Genomic DNA, 16623 nt, shown 5'->3' with positions numbered 1-16623 from the left:
TGAAAGCTATTTTTTTCATCCCTGTAAAGTGCCGGTTGGTACTTTTAAAAAGAACGTTGATACCTGTTAAATCCTTACTGCTGGCTGAAATGATGTCGTTGGCCCGGGAAGTGGTTCATCCCTGTAAAAGGCGGGAATATACATTTACGTGCCTGGTATGTCCATTATCCGGAGTGAAATATAGTGCGATCCCTATTTTGGCAATATTATCGGAGGACAATACAGTAACCATCGTAAAAATCAACCAACCAACCATTAGTATGAGAAAGTCTGTGTTATTTATCCTTTTATGCATGTCCGGTGTATCCGCCTATGCGCAACAGGTGTTAAAAGGGACGGTGAAGGATGCCACCTCCCGGCAACCGGTCCCGGGAGCGACCGTTAAAGTAGTGGGAAAAACCACGGGTGTGACCACCAACGAAAAAGGAGAGTTTCAGATCGATGTGCCAGCCAATGCACAGTTGCAGATCTCTTCCGTAGGATTTGAAAATGTAACGATCGCCGCCAAATTGATACAGGCAGGGCCGATATTGATGCAGATTAGATTGATGGATATGAAGGAAGCAGTGGTAGTAGGCTATGGTACCCAACAGAAACGTAATGTGACGAATTCTATTTCAACGGTGAAAAGTACAGAGCTGACGGCAGAGAAAAACATTGCCAGTGACTTCGGAAAAGCCTTGCAGGGAAGGGTTCCGGGCGTATACATCGCTTCCCGTGAAGGTACTCCCGGCAATGCGGCCAGCATTATGATACGGGGCGCGCAGTCAGTGAGCGCGGTAGCTACCAACCCGCTCATCGTGATCGACGGACTGGTGGTAGATGGTAACACCATCTCTATCAACAGTATCAATCCCCAGGACATAGAATCCGTGGAAGTGCTGAAAGATGCTGCGTCCGCAGCTATCTATGGCGCCAGAGGATCTACCGGCGTGATCATCATCACTACCAAAAAAGGAAGGGCCAACAGCAAACCCACACTGAATGTGAATATGTACACCGGTGTGAATAATGTGCCTACTTCCCGTCATATGATGAACACCGCGGAATATGCCAGTGCTTTCGATGATTCACGTAACAACCGTATCGGTGATATTGATAACAAACTGGCTAATCCCGGTAATCTCACCGCCGGACAGATCAAACAGCTGAACGATGAAAAGACCGTGCTGAAAAACCAGCTGGCAGGCTTTAATGTGGCCGACCGCAGCATCGACTGGCTGGACAGGATCAAACATAAAAATGCGCCTGTAAATAATCTGCAGGCCAGTATGAGCGGTGGTGGCGATAGAAACAACTATTATATGTCACTCGGCCGCTATGCTGAAACAGCTTCCATGGGTTCCGGAAGATATGAACGTATCACCGGCCGTCTGGACGTGACCCAGCAGGTGAACAACTGGCTGAAAGTAAACGGCAACATCAATATAACACAAGGTGTCAACAAAGACATGTCTAATCCTATCATTGCTGCGATGAGTGCACGTCCTGATACACCGGAAGATCCTATCATCCTGCCTGATGGCATGCTGGGTTATTATATCGGCATTCAGCAACATCCGCTGGGCGCTATGATGGACAATAAAAACAAAAACAAAACAAACATATACCTGGGAAGCCTTTCAGCTGACCTTCAGTTAATGAAGGAGTTATCTTTCCGCTCTGCTTTCAACGCTACCAAATACAATGGACTGAGCATTAACTTTATGCCACCTACCGGATATCAGGGTTATTTTAATAACGGTGTGTTCAAAACTACAGGTACTGATAACTTCTCCTATAACTTCGATAACTATTTTACCTACAATAAAAGAATCAGCAAGCTGGGTATCAATGCCACGCTGGGTTATACCTATTACAGTAATGAACTGAATTCTTTTGGTTATGAGCTGTATGGTTTCCCCAAAATTGACAATATCACCGGCGGTGGCGCTGCTGCTACTTATGGCAGTACTGCCAATATCGGCAGTATGAATACCAATAACAGGGAAATATCAGACGCTTATTTTTTTCGTACAGGTTTGGATTGGGAGGGTAAATACCTGCTGAATGCTTCCATCCGCCGTGATGGCTCTTCCAAGCTGGCGAAAGATAACCGTTACAGCTGGTTCCCTTCTGTTTCTGCCGGCTGGGATATGTCCAGAGAAAGTTTTTTGAGTGATGTGAAAGTTGTCAATCAGCTGAAACTGCGCACCAGTTATGGTATGAGCGGCAATATGCGTCCGCTGGGATACTTCGACTCACGTAACCTGATGAAAGCTACTTCCTATGTGGGCAATCAGGCACTGATCCTGAATACGATAGTGGGCAATCCCAGTATCCGCTGGGAGCGAACCAAACAGCTGGATGCTGGTGTGGATGTGGCTTTGCTGAATAACCGCATCACTTTCACCGCCGATTATTACAATAAAACTACCGACGGACTGATGACCAGCAACGATGTGTCCTGGATCTATGGCGCCGGTAATATGCCTGATAACATCGGCAGCATCCGCAACTACGGCGTGGACCTGCAGCTGGCCGTAAGCAGCCGCCAGGGCGCTACCATTGGCTGGAGAGTGAGCACCAATATGAACATCAACCGCAACAAGATCCTGTCTATGAAAGACTCCACCGCTCTTTTCGGAGCGCTGGTGTTTGGCGGTCCTCAGTCCAGATCTAAAGTAGGACAGCCGGTAGGTTCCGTGATGCTGTTTGAATCGCAGGGTGTAGATCCTCAAACAGGTGATATGATTTATACTGACCGCAACAAAGACGGTAGATGGGATTCCAACGACTATGTATCTGTTCCGATTGCACTACCCACTTTTACAGGAGGTACCACCCTCACGCTGTCGTATAAACGTTTTACGCTGGATGCCCTGTTTACCTATGTGGTGGGCAACAAGGTATATGACTATTATGAACAGACGCTACGCAACTACAGCCTGGATTATACCGGCGCGATGCCTAATAAATTTGATAATCTGGCCAACCGCTGGAAAAAACCGGGTGATGTATCTGATGTACCCAGAGCTATTACAGGTGTGCATGGAGCGGGCCAGACAGCTGACTGGAACAGTAAACCATCCACGCAGTTTATTACCGATGCTTCGTATATGCGACTGCGTAATATTTCCCTCGCTTATGTAGTACCGGCGGCTGTGTTGCAGAAAGCAAAAATCAACCAGGTACGCGTATATGCTTCGATGGAAAATGTGTTTACCATCACCAAATACAAGGGCTTTGATCCGGAAGCTGTGTCCAATACAGGTATCGTTTCTACCAATCTGCCCAATCCGCGCGCTGCTGTAATTGGTATCGACCTGACCTTCTAATTGAAAAACATCATGAAAAAATATTCTTTATTTCATATAGCCGTTGCCGGTATTACAATTTTTTCTTCCTGCAGTAAAAATCTGGATGACGTGCAACCCAATACGCAGGTGACTTTTGACCAGATTAACCGCAGCAATCTGCCACTGGTACTTAATGGGGCCAAACTGGCACTCACCAACAATGCCCTGTACCAGATTTTTGGATTGCAGGATGTTATGAGCGATGATTTTCAGTCGATTGCCTATGTGACCTACGAAGGCAACAATGTACCTTCCACGGATAATTCACTGACTTTCGCCTACAAACAGCCCTACCAGTGTATTGCCAATGCTAACATGGCTATCGGCTTTGCAACACAACAACCTGCGGGTGACAGCCTGATAACTACCAATATGGGGGAAGCTTACCTGCTGCGTGCCTATTCCTATATGCTGCTCACCGAAATGTTCGGAGATGTGGTGATTGTAAAAGGAGGGGAGAATCCCAAAGCACATCCGGTACGGAATGCGGTAAGTGAAGTGCGGCAGCTGATAGAATCCGACCTGAAAGCTGCTGCTGGTGCTCTTCCGGATTATGCCGGGCAGTCAACGATGGGTTCTAAACAAGCGGCACAGCTGTTGCTCGCAAGACTGTACCTCAACACCGGCCGTAATGATGAAGCGCTTTCCATGGCCAATGCAGTGATCAATTCCAACAAATTAAAGCTGCAGTCCAATTTTGGCGATATTTTCAAAGCTACCGTCAACAGTCCGGAGGCGCTGTATAAAATCAATGAAATATCTACCAATAACTCCACGCTTTATGGCCTGCCCAGCACTTTCGGATCAGGGAAATACGGAACAGTAGTGAGAGCCGGTTCCGGCAATACCTGGGTAGACAGTATGCTGGTGAAAACATATGAAGCCAGTGATATACGCAGAGCTTATTTCCTGCGCAACAAAGGTGGCTCCATCCTGGATACCGTGTATTTCGTGACCAAGTTTCCGGAAGAAGTTACACCTTCCTATCCGATCTGCCGTTACAGCGAAGCATTTCTGATTGTGGCGGAAGCCAATGCCCGTAAAGGTGTGGTGGACCTAACTACGTATAACCAGCTCCGTTCGGCCCGCAAAACAAGCATCCGCAACAGTGCTGATTTTGCTGATGCACCCGCATTTCTGGCAGAGATAGAAATGGAACGCAGAAGGGAGTTTTTGGGTGAAAGGCTGCGCTGGAGCGATATGCAGCGCTTCGGTAAGATGAACAGCTGGTTACAGTCTTTCGGTCAGCCTGCATCTCATGTGCTGCTGCCTATTCCCAGCAGAGAGTTTCCTATTAATCCAAATCTGACACAAAACCCTGATTACAGCAAGTAATCAGGCGGAAATCATAACTATAAAAACAAAACAACAACATGAGAAAAGTATTATGCAGAACAGGTGTGGCCTTAGCTCTGCTGGTAACTCCGGCAGTGCTGAAAGCACAACAGAATAAACCGGTAAAATCCATTACGGTACAGGGAACGGTGCAGTTCACCGATCCTAAGTCCGAAAAACAAATGGTATGGCTCTCCAAAGACAACTTCAAAGGAAAACCTGTGGTGGTGGACTCCGCGGTTGTGGGTAAAGACAATACTTTCAGTTTTAGAATAAAACAAGACCACCAGGGCGTATACATCATCAACGCTATGAACTGGGACAGGGCTACCTTCTGGAGCGATGCAGATGTGAAGGTGGATATGAGAGGTTACGATACAGCCCTTTATAAAGTGAAAATACCACATTACAACTATGTGGAAGGATCTTACGATAACAACTTCATCAATCTGTCTGTACTCAATAATGAATTGTCTTATCGTCGTTTGATAGATGAGTACAACATGGAGTATTATGCCAAAAAAGCAACAGATACTACCTGGTACCACTATATGCAAAGCACAAAGCGGTACAATCCTATGAAGGAAGATAACAAGCAGCGGGAAGAAATACTGATACGTGCCTATAGCGACCGCCCTGTAATGGTATATGCACTCCGTGGTATGGCCAGCACAGAAAATACAGCCCAGTATGAGAAAGCGATGAAGATGCTGGAAACGTTGATTACCCGCTATCCCTGGCTCACAGAAGCACAGCAGCTGAAGCAGACCATCCTCACCAACAGGGCACAGGCCATGAAACTGAAAACCGGAGAGCCGATGCCTTCTGTTAAATACCCGAGTGCTCAGGGTTCTCTGGAAGGTTTGGAAAAATACAAAGGAAAATATCTGCTGGTGGATTTCTGGGCCAGCTGGTGTGGTCCCTGCCGTCAGGCCATCCCTAAAGTAAAAGAACTGTACACTGCCTATAAAGACAAAGGTTTTGAAGTGGTGAGCATCTCGATTGATACAGATAAAAATGCCTGGAAAAAAGCGATGGCCGATGAAAAGATGCCATGGGAGCAACTGTTGAGCGATGATAAAGATAAAACCATGGAGCAGTTCCAGTTTTCCGGTATTCCTACCATGTATCTGGTGGATAGAGAAGGTAAGATCGTAGAACGTTTAACCGGTTACACAGATGAGGCAGAAGCAAAGGTAAAAGCTGCGATTTCTCAGGGCACGAAAGCCGCACCCGTTAAAAGCACCACGTCTGTTCCAATGACAGGCTTCTAAAAATCAATACACCAACCATGATAAAAAAAACAATGATTGCAGCCTGCAGCTTATTGCTGGCTGCAACAATGCAGACCATCGGTCAGCAGAAAACATTTAAGGTAACCGCTGAAGTGAAGGGGCAGGATACTTATAACCTGGCCATCAGCCGCCTGTCTGATGGTAAGCGGATAGTGGATACGGCTATCTCTCGAGCGGGAGAACATTTTGTTTTTAGCGGCAGTGTAACTGAGCCCGTGGTGGGCACACTGACTTCTTCACATCCGGCTGCCAGATTTGAAGTGGTTAAAGGAGGTATGTTTATGCCTGCTCCTTCACTGGATTTTATTATCACCGGTGGAGAAATCACCATCTCTGCCAATGCAGAAGAACTTTATAAAGGCACTGTAAAAGGTGGTAAAGAAAATAAAGAGCTGGATGAATTGCATAAGCTGGAAGAGCCGCTGGTAGCCAAAGAGTGGGAGTTACGAAGAAAATCGATGGGCCTGCGCAAAGACACCGTGGCACTTAAAGCAGTATTGGCAGAGAATACCAAAGTAAAAGCAGCGTTGATGGCTATGCGTAAGCAGTTTATCGAAAAGCATCCTAAATCATTTGTCAGCATGATGCTGCTCAGCCGGATGAATGGTGATTATGAGGCCACTGCTTATGAGCAGGCTTACAATAAACTGGCGGATACCTACAAAGAAACTTATATCGGCAAATACGTAGCTTCCCGCATCTCCGGCGCCAAGGCTACAACAGAAGGCGCCAAAGCGATCGGCTTTACCAAAATAGACAATCACGGTCAGCCGTTCACGTTATCCTCCCTCAAAGGAAAATATGTATTGCTCGACTTCTGGGGTAGCTGGTGCGGGCCTTGCAGGGCCAGTCATCCGCATCTGAAAGCAGTGTATGAAAAATACAAAGACAAAGGATTGGAAATAGTAGGTATCGCTGAAGAAAAAACAGATGATCTGGAAACGGCTAAAAAAAGTTGGTTGAAGGCGATCGAATCAGATGGTATGACCTGGATTCAGGTACTCAACAACTACGACAAAAAAACATCTAACATGGTGATGGCCTATGGGATTGACGGTTTTCCCACCAAAATATTACTCGACAAAGAAGGTAAGGTACTGTTCAAACTCGTTGGTGACGGCGGGGATGAACTCGATCAGAAACTAAAATCGGTGTTTGGTTTGTAGAAATGAGAGCCCAGGGCTCTAGCCTTGGGCTAATTATCGATTTGTTAACTCCCGCCCCCACATCCTCGTAACTGCCTGTAAGACGCTTTAAGGCGCCATCATTATCTTTGGGTTAATTATGGCCGGTTTTGTCATTTTCCCCGGTAATTCTTTTCAATTTTGAATTTTATTACTATTTTTCATTGACAGTGAACAGCGGCCTATTGGTGTTAAAGCAGTTACATGCAGGTAAGAGAGAAAATCAGGACAGATGAACAGTGCTTTGCATTATTACAGCAAGGCAATAGTGATGCGTTTTATTACCTTATCCGCGTCTATTTCCCTATTTTCTGCGAAATATCCCGGAAAATGGTACAGGATGCACATGCAGCGCAGGACATCACCCACAATATATTTATAAAGATCTGGGAATCTTCTTCCCGTTTCACCGATTTTGATGCTATTAAGAAGTTTCTGTATGTATCAGTAAAGAATGCTTCGCTCAACTATCTGCGGAGCAAGCAGCGGGAAAAAGTCCGCCATGAGACATTTATGTATTATCAGGAGGACAATATGCTGGCCGATACCGGCGAGATCATTCATGCCGAACTGATGGCGGCCGTGCGGCGCGCGATAGAGCAGTTGCCCGATAAAATGCGGCGCGTATTTATATTAAGTTACGTAGAACAACTAAGCAATGAAGAAGTAGCCGACCGGCTACAACTCTCCAACCAGACAGTCCGGAACCAGAAAAGCCGCGCACTCCTTATTCTCAGAAGTATTTTGAAAGACTACACGGTGGCTCAGATACTGGCCGCAGCCGCCCTACTGTCGGACCTCCGCTCCTGACGGTGATAACCATATCTGTCCTTACATTTCCCTGTTGATTTATTTTTTTTAAAAAAAGTTTTTAAAAGGCTGGTACAAATGCCTGTTGATGGTGTTTACAGTTAAAGCCGTTTTATTTTGATGATGGATGATGAACAGATAAGGGAGGCGTTTGAGATAGCGAAACTGATCAGCAGTGAACAGCTCACCGCAGAAGAAGCCACCAGGCTGGAAGCGTGGAAAAGCCGCTCTGCAGCACACCGGCAGTTGGTAACGGAAAGTATAGCCGCACCCGTAGTCCGGGAAGGTTTGTTGCAGCTGGAAACATATGACACGCACCAGATTGCAGCTGATCTGTTTGAAGCAGCCGGTATTGGAGCGGATAAACTACCAGGCCGTAAAGGCAGACTGGTACGCCTGCGTACCTGGTGGGCCGCTGCTGGTATGTTATTGCTGATGGCGGGTGCAGGCTACTGGTGGACACAACATCGTGTATCTTCCACAACCCTGGCTGTCAACAATGTAAGTACTTTGATACCAGGTAGCAACAAGGCCAGACTGGTGTTGCCGGGAGGGGAGGAGGTTGTGCTGGACAGTACCGGCAATGGTTTGCTTACACTGCAGGGCAATGTACAGGTGCATAAATCGGCTAACGGACAACTCACCTATGAAGGTAACAACGGAGAAGAGATACAGTATCATACCCTTGTAACACCCCGCGGTGGCCGTTTCCAGCTTACGCTGGCTGATGGTACTAAGGTGGTGCTCAATGCTGCCTCTTCCATCCGGTTTCCGGTGGCATTCTCCGGTAGTACCCGCAGCGTAAGCATTACAGGCGAAGCCTATTTTGAAGTGGCTGCCAACAAAAACAAACCTTTCATAGTGGATGCCGCTGGCTCCAGCATAAAAGTACTGGGCACACATTTTAATATTATGGCTTACGAAGATGAGCCCGTTATGAAAACTACCCTGGTGCAAGGCGCCGTGCTGGTAGAGAAAAACACACAACAGGTAAAGATCGTTCCTGGTCAGCAGGCTACGCTACATAGCGGCAGCGACGTCATTACAGTAGGCAATGCCAATCTGGAAGAAGTCCTTGCATGGACCCGCGATGAATTTATTTTCAAATCACAGAACATCCGCAACATCATGCGCCAGATAGCCAGATGGTATGATGCGGATATAGAATACCAGGGTGATGTAGCTGATATCAGCTTCTCCGGTGGCATGTCCCGTCATGAAGGGATACAACACCTGCTGGAACTGCTGGAAGCGGATGGCCGGCTTCGGTTCACAGCCACCGGCAAAAAAATCATCATCTCCCGGAAAGCTAAATGACATATTTATAAATCGAGCGAACATGAAAGAACCATAAACACCTATTGTACAAGCGGACTATTGGGTCCAACTACCAAATCGAATCGGGTCATCTAACACTTTACTAAAGATTATTACTTATGAAAAAAAATGTTGCCGGCACTCCCCGCCGCAGTGACAGCGTATTGCCGGGCAGTAAGCTGTTGTTGAAACTCTTCGCCTTACTGTTGCTTTGCCTGAGCCTACAGGTGAATGCAGGCGTAGCTGCCCAGAAAGTAAGCCTTAAAGCCTCCAACATCTCGTTGGAAGAGGTGTTTGGCGTGATAAAAAAACAAACAGGTTTTTATGTGCTCTATAATCCTGACTTATTAAAAGGTATCGCACCGGTAACGATAGACGCGCAGGACCAACCACTCAGCAATTTCCTCGATGTATGTCTGGCCAACAAACCACTGGCCTACGAGATTAAATACAACACCGTCGTTATAAAACCCCGTCCTGCCCGGAATACCGCCCGCAACCTGCTTGAAACCGCACCTGCAACTAAAGATATCAGCGGAAGGATCACCGACGAAAAAGGGATGGGCATACCCGGTGTATCCGTTTCCGTTAAAGGCACTCAAAAAGGTATCATCACCGGCGGCGACGGACAGTTTCATCTGGTGGCCAATCCCGGCGATGTGCTGGTAGTCCGTATGATGGGCTATGAAACACAGGAAGTGACAGTTGGCAGCGACGCCAGCATCAGCGTCACCATCAAAGAATCTGCTACCAGTCTGCAACAGGTAGTGGTAACAGCACTCGGTATTAAAAGAGAAGAAAAATCACTGGGATACGCTGTACAAAAAGTAAAAGGTAGTTCCCTGAATACTGTAAAACCAGTAGATGTTGCGACTTCTCTCACTGGTAAAGTAGCTGGTCTGAATGTAAAAAACAGTACTGAATTCAACGAAGCTCCCACGCTGCAACTGAGAGGCGGCAACGCTCTCCTGGTAATAGACGGGGTACCTTATGGTAACATGTCCCTGCGTGATATCGCCCCGGATGATATCGAATCCATTGACGTCCTGAAAGGTGCTACTGCTTCGGCACTGTATGGTTCCCGCGGTGGCAACGGCGCCATCATGGTCACCACCAAAAGAGGCAATAAGGAAGGCGGACTGGATATTGCTGTCAACAGCAGCAATATGTTCACTGCCGGCTTCCTGGCTTTCCCGAAAGTACAAAACAGCTACAGCTCCGGTACCGGCGGAAAATACGCAGTAGGTGATTATGTATGGGGAGATAAAATGGACATCGGCCGCACCGCCAGCCAGTACAACCCTTCCACCTATCAGTTTGAAGATGCACCACTGGTATCAAAAGGAAAAAATAACCTCAACAATTTCCTCCAGCAAAGTTTTGTCCTCAATAATAATATCAGTGTATCACAGTCCGGTAAGTTCGGCAGCTACCGCGCTTCTCTGACACATGTGTACAACCAGGGGCAGTATCCCAATACCAAACTGAATAAGATCACTGCCAGCATCGCAGGTGATATGCATGCCGGTAACTTTAATATGAACGGTGGCATCAGCTACAACCGGCGCTTTTATCCCAATAACGTGGGAACAGGCTATGGCGGCGGCGGTTATATGTACAACCTCGTCGTATGGACCGGTGCTGAATATGATGTGAGAGACTACAAAAACTACTGGATAGCCGGTAAAGAAAACATCCGCCAGAACTGGATGGAAAACAACTGGTACGACAACCCTTATTTCATCGCCAATGAAATACTGCATGGCAACACTTATGATATCACCAACGGTTATATCAATGCCAACTATCAGATAAAACCCTGGCTGAAAGCCACTTTGCGCAACAGCTTTGATGCCTACAGCAACACCGATACCTGGAGAAACGCCATCAGCGCCGTAGGCGGATGGAACAAAAAAGGGTATTACTCTACCAGCAAAGGTACCGGCTTCAGTACCAACCACGACCTGATCCTCTCCGGTAATGGTAAGATCGGCAACTTCGGCATCGATGCACTTGCCGGCGGTGCCCTCTACTATTATCAAACCGATGTGCTCAATGCCAATACACAAAACGGTATCACTATTCCCGGCTTTTACTCCATTCTTGCTTCTGTTGACCCCGCCTTTGTGGGTGTGTCTTCCTCCAAAAAACAGGTGAACAGCTTGTATGCCAAGGCTACACTGTCTTACAAAAGCCTGCTGTTCGTAGACGTGACCGGCCGTAACGACTGGTCTTCCACCTTATCCGCTGCCAACCGTTCTTATTTCTATCCTTCTGTGGCTTCCAGCCTGGTGCTTTCTGAGTTTATCCCTATGCCCAAATGGATGGACCTGGCCAAGGTGCGCGGCTCCTGGACCAAAACAAAAAGTGATCCGGCCGTTTTTGAAATCAACAACACCTATGGTATCAAAACCAACGTGTGGAACAGCCTTAACTCAGCCGCCTTTCCAACCACCATCAGAAGCAGCGACCTGTTGCCACAAACGGTGCGTACCTATGAATTCGGTCTGGCTGCCGGTTTCCTGAAAAATCGTATACACGTAGACGTGACCCGTTACAACCAGCTTAACTACAACCGTCTCGTCAGCTCTACTGTCAGCAGCGCTTCCGGCTTTGGCTCGGTACTGGTTAACAGCCAGGAACAAATACTGCGCAAAGGCGTGGAGATCACTGTAGACGGTACTGTTATCAATAAAAAAGATTTCGGCTGGGATGTGCAGATCAACTGGGCTACCGACAGAAGATACTATGCCAAACTGGACCCTATCTATTCTTCACAGAAACCATGGGTACAGGAAGGTGCACGCTACGACTGGATCAGCATTAACGACTGGTCCAGATCCCCTGATGGACAGATGATCATGCAGAATGGATTCCCCATTAGGAATACGTATGAAACCGTGTTGGGTTATTCCGATCCTAACTGGATCTGGGGTATGACCAACAATTTCCGTTATAAGACTTTTACTTTCAGCTTTTCCTTTGATGGAAGAGTAGGCGGTACTTCTTACTCCAATACCACACAGGCCCTGTGGAACTCGGGTGCCAGCAAGGAAAGCGATAACTTCTGGCGCTATGATGAAGTAGTGAATGGTAACAAGTCTTACGTGGCTCAGGGTGTAGTTGTTACCGGTGGTACCGTGGAAAGAGATGCTACCGGCAAAATCCTCAGCGATACCAGGACTTTTGCTCCCAATACACAGCAGGTATCTTACGAATCCTATATCAAACGTTATCACTCCAACGCCTATACGGGCGCACCACAGAACTACTTTTTACAAACATTCTTCAAGTTGCGTGAAGTGGCGCTCAGTTATGGTTTGCCGGCTAAAGTGAGCAAACGGCTGGGTATCCGGAATGCATCTGTTGGTTTTGTAGGACAGAATGTGCTGCTGTGGACGAAAGAATTTAAAAATGCAGATCCGGACAAAGGATCAGATAACCTGAACTCACCATCTGTGCGTTATCTGGGTTTCAACGTAAAAGTTAATATCTAAAAAATAACGGAATGAAAGCAATATATACTACCCTGTTTGCAGCAGCGGCCTACCTGGCGGTAACACCTGCCTGCAGCAAGTTTGATGCGATCAATACCAATCCAAACGCCACCAGCAGTGTGACGCCTTCGCTACTGGCCACCAATCTGATTTTGGATATCACCGGCTCCAGCGCCAGCAAAAGTTTTGTGACGCCGTATATGGTCAGCAAACATATCGCCTGGGGCGAACTGGCGCAAAGCGAACAATATAACAGCTTCGGCCGTACGTCGCTGGGCGGTATGCAGGTACTGACCAACGTGCAGAAGATGATCAGCCAGGCTGCTCCTGCAGATAAAAATGCCTACACCGGCCTGGGCCTGTTTATCAAAGCCTACAAACTGTACTACCTGTCTATGTCATTGGGAGATATTCCCTATTCTGATGCATTGAATGGCGAAACCGGTAATGTACGCCCCAAATATGACGAACAGAAAAAGGTGATGCAGCAGGTATTAGCCGACCTGGAGAATGCAGACAAACTGTTGTCTGCCGCTGGTAATTTCTCAGGAGATCCTACGCAGCTGGGCGGTTCAGCCGACCTGTGGCGCAGGGTGATCAACTCCTTCCGCCTGAAGGTACTCATCAGTCTTTCTAAAAAAGTAACGGATCCCGATCTACGGATAAAAGAACAATTTGCGCAGATTGCTACCACCAGCCCTCTGCTACGCAGTAATGCCGACAACCTGCAGACTGTATATTCCAACAAAGCCGGACAGATCTATCCGTATAACAACACCCTTTTTAAGGGAACAGCCTACGGCATGATCTCCAGCGTGATCATCGATACACTGAAAAAACTCAATGACTACCGACTGTTTTATTATGCCGCTCCTTCCGCCTATGCCATCAAAACAGAAGGGAAAAAAGCCGATGACTGGAATGCCTATCCCGGTACCGATCCTACACCTGAGTTTTCTACTATTGCTAAAATCTATACTGCCGGTAAACACTGTGCGTATAACCTTCGTTATACCGACAATGCACCTGGTGAGCCGGTGATCCGCATTGGTTATGCAGAACAGAACTTCATCCTGGCAGAAGCCGCCGTGCTGGGCTGGACCAGCGGTAGTGCCAAAACCTTTTATGAAGAAGGGGTAAAAGCAGCGATGAACTTTGTTGCCACCAACACACCTGATGATATACGTTATCATAGCGGCAGAAAGATCACTGCAGACTATATCAATAATACCTATCTTACCGGCACAGATGTTGGTTTTGCTACCACGGCAGATATGCAGCTGAAACAGATTTATGTGCAGAAGTATATCCTGTATTTTATGCAGCATCCCTGGGACGCGTATTATGAATGCCGGCGTACCGGTTATCCGGTACTGCCTGTGAATCCGGCTACCAGCCTCAATCAGGACGATAAAACGCAGATGCCTGTACGTTGGATGTATCCTCAGGATGAATACGACTACAACCAGGTGAACCTGAAAGAAGCCCTGCAACGGCAATACGGTGGTGCTGACAAAACCAATAATATCATGTGGATACTGAAATAACCCGCATATGTTGAACAGACTTATTATTATAACAGGACTGCTACTGTTGTTGATAGGCCGTGTAACGGCAAAGGATATACGTTTATCTGTTTTGCAGTTAAACATCTGGCAGGAAGGTACGATGGTGCCGGGAGGCTATGAGGCCATCGCCGAACAGATCAGCGCGCTGTCACCGGATTTTGTAACGCTGAGCGAAGTGCGCAACTACCGCAACACCCGCTTCTGTGACCGTCTGACAGCCACCCTCCGCGAGAAAGGTAAAACCTACTATTCCTTTTATAGTCAGGGTGCGGGCCTGTTGAGCCGTTATCCTATTATTGACAGTGCGGTGATCTTCACAGAAGGTGGCAGCATCTGCAAACTCACGGCAAAAGTAGGGGACAGGGAAGTGGCGGTATATTCCGCCCACCTGGACTATCTCAACTATGCCGTGTATCTGCCCAGAGGCTATGATGGCGTTACCTGGAAGAAGTTGCAGGCTCCCTGTACCAATCTGGATACTATCATGGCTTCCAACGTGGCCTCTAAAAGGGATGAAGGTATAGCCGCTTTTCTGCAGGCAACCACACATGATCTTGCGCAGCAACGCCTGGTATTCCTCGGTGGTGATTTTAACGAGGCCAGTCATCTCGACTGGACCGTTGCCACCAAAGATCTCTTCGATCATCATGGTATGATCGTACCCTGGACCTGCTCCCGTATGTTGTACGACGGAGGTTTCAGAGACAGCTACCGTACCATCTATCCACATCCGGAAAAGAACCCCGGCTTTACTTTCCCGGCAGACAATACAGCCGTAGAAGTGAAAAAGCTGGCCTGGGCGCCGGATGCCGATGAACGCGAACGAATCGACTTCATATATTTTTATCCGGATAAAGAACTTTCATTGCAACAAAGTACAGTGGTAGGCCCTTCAGGCAGCATTGTGCGTAACCGGCGGGAAGCGGATAAAAGCAATGACCGTTTTCTGTTGCCGGTAGGTACCTGGCCTACAGATCATCAAGGTGTGCTCAGTGTTTTTAATCTCAGAAATACGCGGTAGATGATATCATTTACTGTAAAGAACAAAGCGTCTCAAATTTTTGAGACGCTTTGTTCTTTGGTAGAACCTAATGCTACCACCAATCCATATCCTTCTTCCAGCAAACGGTATTTGGTAATCAGGTTATCCTCCACTGTAATTTCTGTAAAAAATAAAGATTCATATATCTGATCCGTTTGCAGCATTTTCACCTTAAAACGGCCGGAGGTTAGTGTAACGTTGCCCTGGGTAATCAAATGGAAAATTTCACCTGATATGGGAGTTGTATGTTGCCATAACATTGTATAAAACTGTGCCACGTCTGCCTTTGTGGAACGCCTGCCCAGCCATGGCGCCAGCGTTTCATTTCCAGGGATGTACCAGTCTATATTATCTGCAAACAAGGGTAAAATATCATCGAGATTTCTTTTTGCCAGTGCATTGAAAAAGTTATTTACAATCGTTCCCATTGTTTTTTTATGCAAAACTCTGAATTATTCACAGGTAACGTTTACCAATACACGCCAAGTTGTTACCATTAGCCGCCACTAACAGAAAAAGTCTTTCATCTTCACTTAGCATCCTGATATGTTTCATCTGCTGGGATAACCGCCGTCGTATACGGTGAATACAACTGCCAGCCGAGTGTTTCATACAGTGCTTTTCCTGCAGAAGTAGCTACCAGTATCCCTTTATTTTTTCCCATGGAGATGCCTTGTGCTGTGAGAGCATTCATTACAGCGCTGCCCAGGCCGCGACGCTGATGGGCGGGGTCGGTGGCGATACGGTCATAAATGATGTAGTCATCTACGATCACCATATGGCCGGTGGCGGCGACCGTTTCTTCAGCGGTGTATATGGATGCTGTGATAACGGAAGTCTCTGTCTGAATGTTCAGTCTGTATCCATCCGGTAAATGCAGGCGCGGAGGGCTGTCTGGCAGATGGTTGGTCATCATGAAACCGGGAGGCTGTATGATCCAGCGAGGCGGCAGATGCGGTTGTATTGCAGTAGCGGGAGCACATACTTTCAGGAAAATATAAGGCTCAGTGATGGTCTGTGCGAGGTGTAATAATCCTGCGGAGATCGCCGGGAAAACATAACGTATCTGCTGGTCGGCCCAGCCAACGTCTACGCGGAAGCCGTCATAGTCGGGAACCGGAAGGCCTACTCCTTTCGCCAGGGACCAGCCTTTCAACCATGTTTCCACCAGGGAAGGGTTAGCATGTTGGGATGATGAATGTATTGTCATGGGTGTAATAAAGGTAATTAATCCCCA

11 protein-coding genes are annotated in these 16623 nt (G+C 47.3%); 9 read left to right on the top strand and 2 right to left on the bottom strand.

Annotated features, from left to right (window positions below; genetic code table 11):
* Positions 1 to 260: 260 nt before the first annotated feature.
* The 9 genes from DF182_RS03995 to DF182_RS03955 all read left to right on the top strand — a co-directional run bounded on the left by DF182_RS03995 (position 261) and on the right by DF182_RS03955 (position 15365).
* Positions 261 to 3317, top strand: coding sequence for a SusC/RagA family TonB-linked outer membrane protein (locus DF182_RS03995; protein WP_161964040.1), 3057 nt, complete (start codon positions 261 to 263; stop codon positions 3315 to 3317).
* A gap of 12 nt (positions 3318 to 3329) precedes the next feature.
* Positions 3330 to 4673 (top strand): RagB/SusD family nutrient uptake outer membrane protein, encoded by a 1344-nt coding sequence (locus DF182_RS03990; protein ID WP_113614378.1) that lies wholly within the window; start codon positions 3330 to 3332, stop codon positions 4671 to 4673.
* Positions 4674 to 4711: 38 nt separating this feature from the next.
* Entirely contained in the window at positions 4712 to 5947 is a 1236-nt protein-coding gene (locus tag DF182_RS03985) for a TlpA family protein disulfide reductase (protein WP_113614377.1), read from the top strand.
* A 17-nt stretch (positions 5948 to 5964) separates the two neighbouring features.
* Positions 5965 to 7134, top strand: a complete 1170-nt coding sequence (locus DF182_RS03980; RefSeq protein WP_113614376.1) for a TlpA disulfide reductase family protein — start codon at positions 5965 to 5967, stop codon at positions 7132 to 7134.
* Positions 7135 to 7356: 222 nt separating this feature from the next.
* Positions 7357 to 7962 (top strand): RNA polymerase sigma factor, encoded by a 606-nt coding sequence (locus DF182_RS03975; protein ID WP_113614375.1) that lies wholly within the window; start codon positions 7357 to 7359, stop codon positions 7960 to 7962.
* Positions 7963 to 8082: 120 nt separating this feature from the next.
* Complete coding sequence (locus DF182_RS03970) at positions 8083 to 9279, top strand: FecR family protein (protein WP_113614374.1); 1197 nt, start codon at positions 8083 to 8085, stop codon at positions 9277 to 9279.
* A gap of 119 nt (positions 9280 to 9398) precedes the next feature.
* The gene (locus DF182_RS03965) at positions 9399 to 12776 is read left to right on the top strand and encodes a SusC/RagA family TonB-linked outer membrane protein (RefSeq protein WP_113614373.1); all 3378 of its coding nucleotides are present in this window, start codon (positions 9399 to 9401) and stop codon (positions 12774 to 12776) included.
* An 11-nt stretch (positions 12777 to 12787) separates the two neighbouring features.
* On the top strand, positions 12788 to 14323 hold the full coding sequence (locus DF182_RS03960; RefSeq protein WP_113614372.1) for a SusD/RagB family nutrient-binding outer membrane lipoprotein: 1536 nt from the start codon (positions 12788 to 12790) through the stop codon (positions 14321 to 14323).
* 7 nt (positions 14324 to 14330) lie between these two features.
* Positions 14331 to 15365, top strand: coding sequence for an endonuclease/exonuclease/phosphatase family protein (locus DF182_RS03955; protein ID WP_113614371.1), 1035 nt, complete (start codon positions 14331 to 14333; stop codon positions 15363 to 15365).
* 32 nt (positions 15366 to 15397) lie between these two features.
* Here the strand turns inward: DF182_RS03955 and DF182_RS03950 are convergent, their stop codons facing one another.
* The gene (locus DF182_RS03950) at positions 15398 to 15814 is read right to left on the bottom strand and encodes a nuclear transport factor 2 family protein (protein WP_113614370.1); all 417 of its coding nucleotides are present in this window, start codon (positions 15812 to 15814) and stop codon (positions 15398 to 15400) included.
* Between the two features lie 101 nt (positions 15815 to 15915).
* Positions 15916 to 16596 (bottom strand): GNAT family N-acetyltransferase, encoded by a 681-nt coding sequence (locus DF182_RS03945; RefSeq protein ID WP_113614369.1) that lies wholly within the window; start codon positions 16594 to 16596, stop codon positions 15916 to 15918.
* Between the last annotated feature and the right edge of the window lie 27 nt (positions 16597 to 16623).

Origin of the sequence: Chitinophaga flava, from assembly GCF_003308995.1 — a bacterium.
Lineage (GTDB): Bacteria > Bacteroidota > Bacteroidia > Chitinophagales > Chitinophagaceae > Chitinophaga > Chitinophaga flava.
This window is presented reverse-complemented; position numbering and strand designations above follow the sequence as displayed.

Excerpts from the sequence above, each read along its gene's own strand:
- DF182_RS03995 (WP_161964040.1), top strand. The coding sequence starts at position 261 with ATGAGAAAGTCTGTGTTATTTATCCTTTTATGCATGTCCGGTGTATCC.
- DF182_RS03990 (WP_113614378.1), top strand. The coding sequence starts at position 3,330 with ATGAAAAAATATTCTTTATTTCATATAGCCGTTGCCGGTATTACAATT.
- DF182_RS03985 (WP_113614377.1), top strand. The coding sequence starts at position 4,712 with ATGAGAAAAGTATTATGCAGAACAGGTGTGGCCTTAGCTCTGCTGGTA.
- DF182_RS03980 (WP_113614376.1), top strand. The coding sequence starts at position 5,965 with ATGATAAAAAAAACAATGATTGCAGCCTGCAGCTTATTGCTGGCTGCA.
- DF182_RS03975 (WP_113614375.1), top strand. The coding sequence starts at position 7,357 with ATGCAGGTAAGAGAGAAAATCAGGACAGATGAACAGTGCTTTGCATTA.
- DF182_RS03970 (WP_113614374.1), top strand. The coding sequence starts at position 8,083 with ATGATGGATGATGAACAGATAAGGGAGGCGTTTGAGATAGCGAAACTG.
- DF182_RS03965 (WP_113614373.1), top strand. The coding sequence starts at position 9,399 with ATGAAAAAAAATGTTGCCGGCACTCCCCGCCGCAGTGACAGCGTATTG.
- DF182_RS03960 (WP_113614372.1), top strand. The coding sequence starts at position 12,788 with ATGAAAGCAATATATACTACCCTGTTTGCAGCAGCGGCCTACCTGGCG.
- DF182_RS03955 (WP_113614371.1), top strand. The coding sequence starts at position 14,331 with ATGTTGAACAGACTTATTATTATAACAGGACTGCTACTGTTGTTGATA.
- DF182_RS03950 (WP_113614370.1), bottom strand. The coding sequence starts at position 15,814 with ATGGGAACGATTGTAAATAACTTTTTCAATGCACTGGCAAAAAGAAAT.
- DF182_RS03945 (WP_113614369.1), bottom strand. The coding sequence starts at position 16,596 with ATGACAATACATTCATCATCCCAACATGCTAACCCTTCCCTGGTGGAA.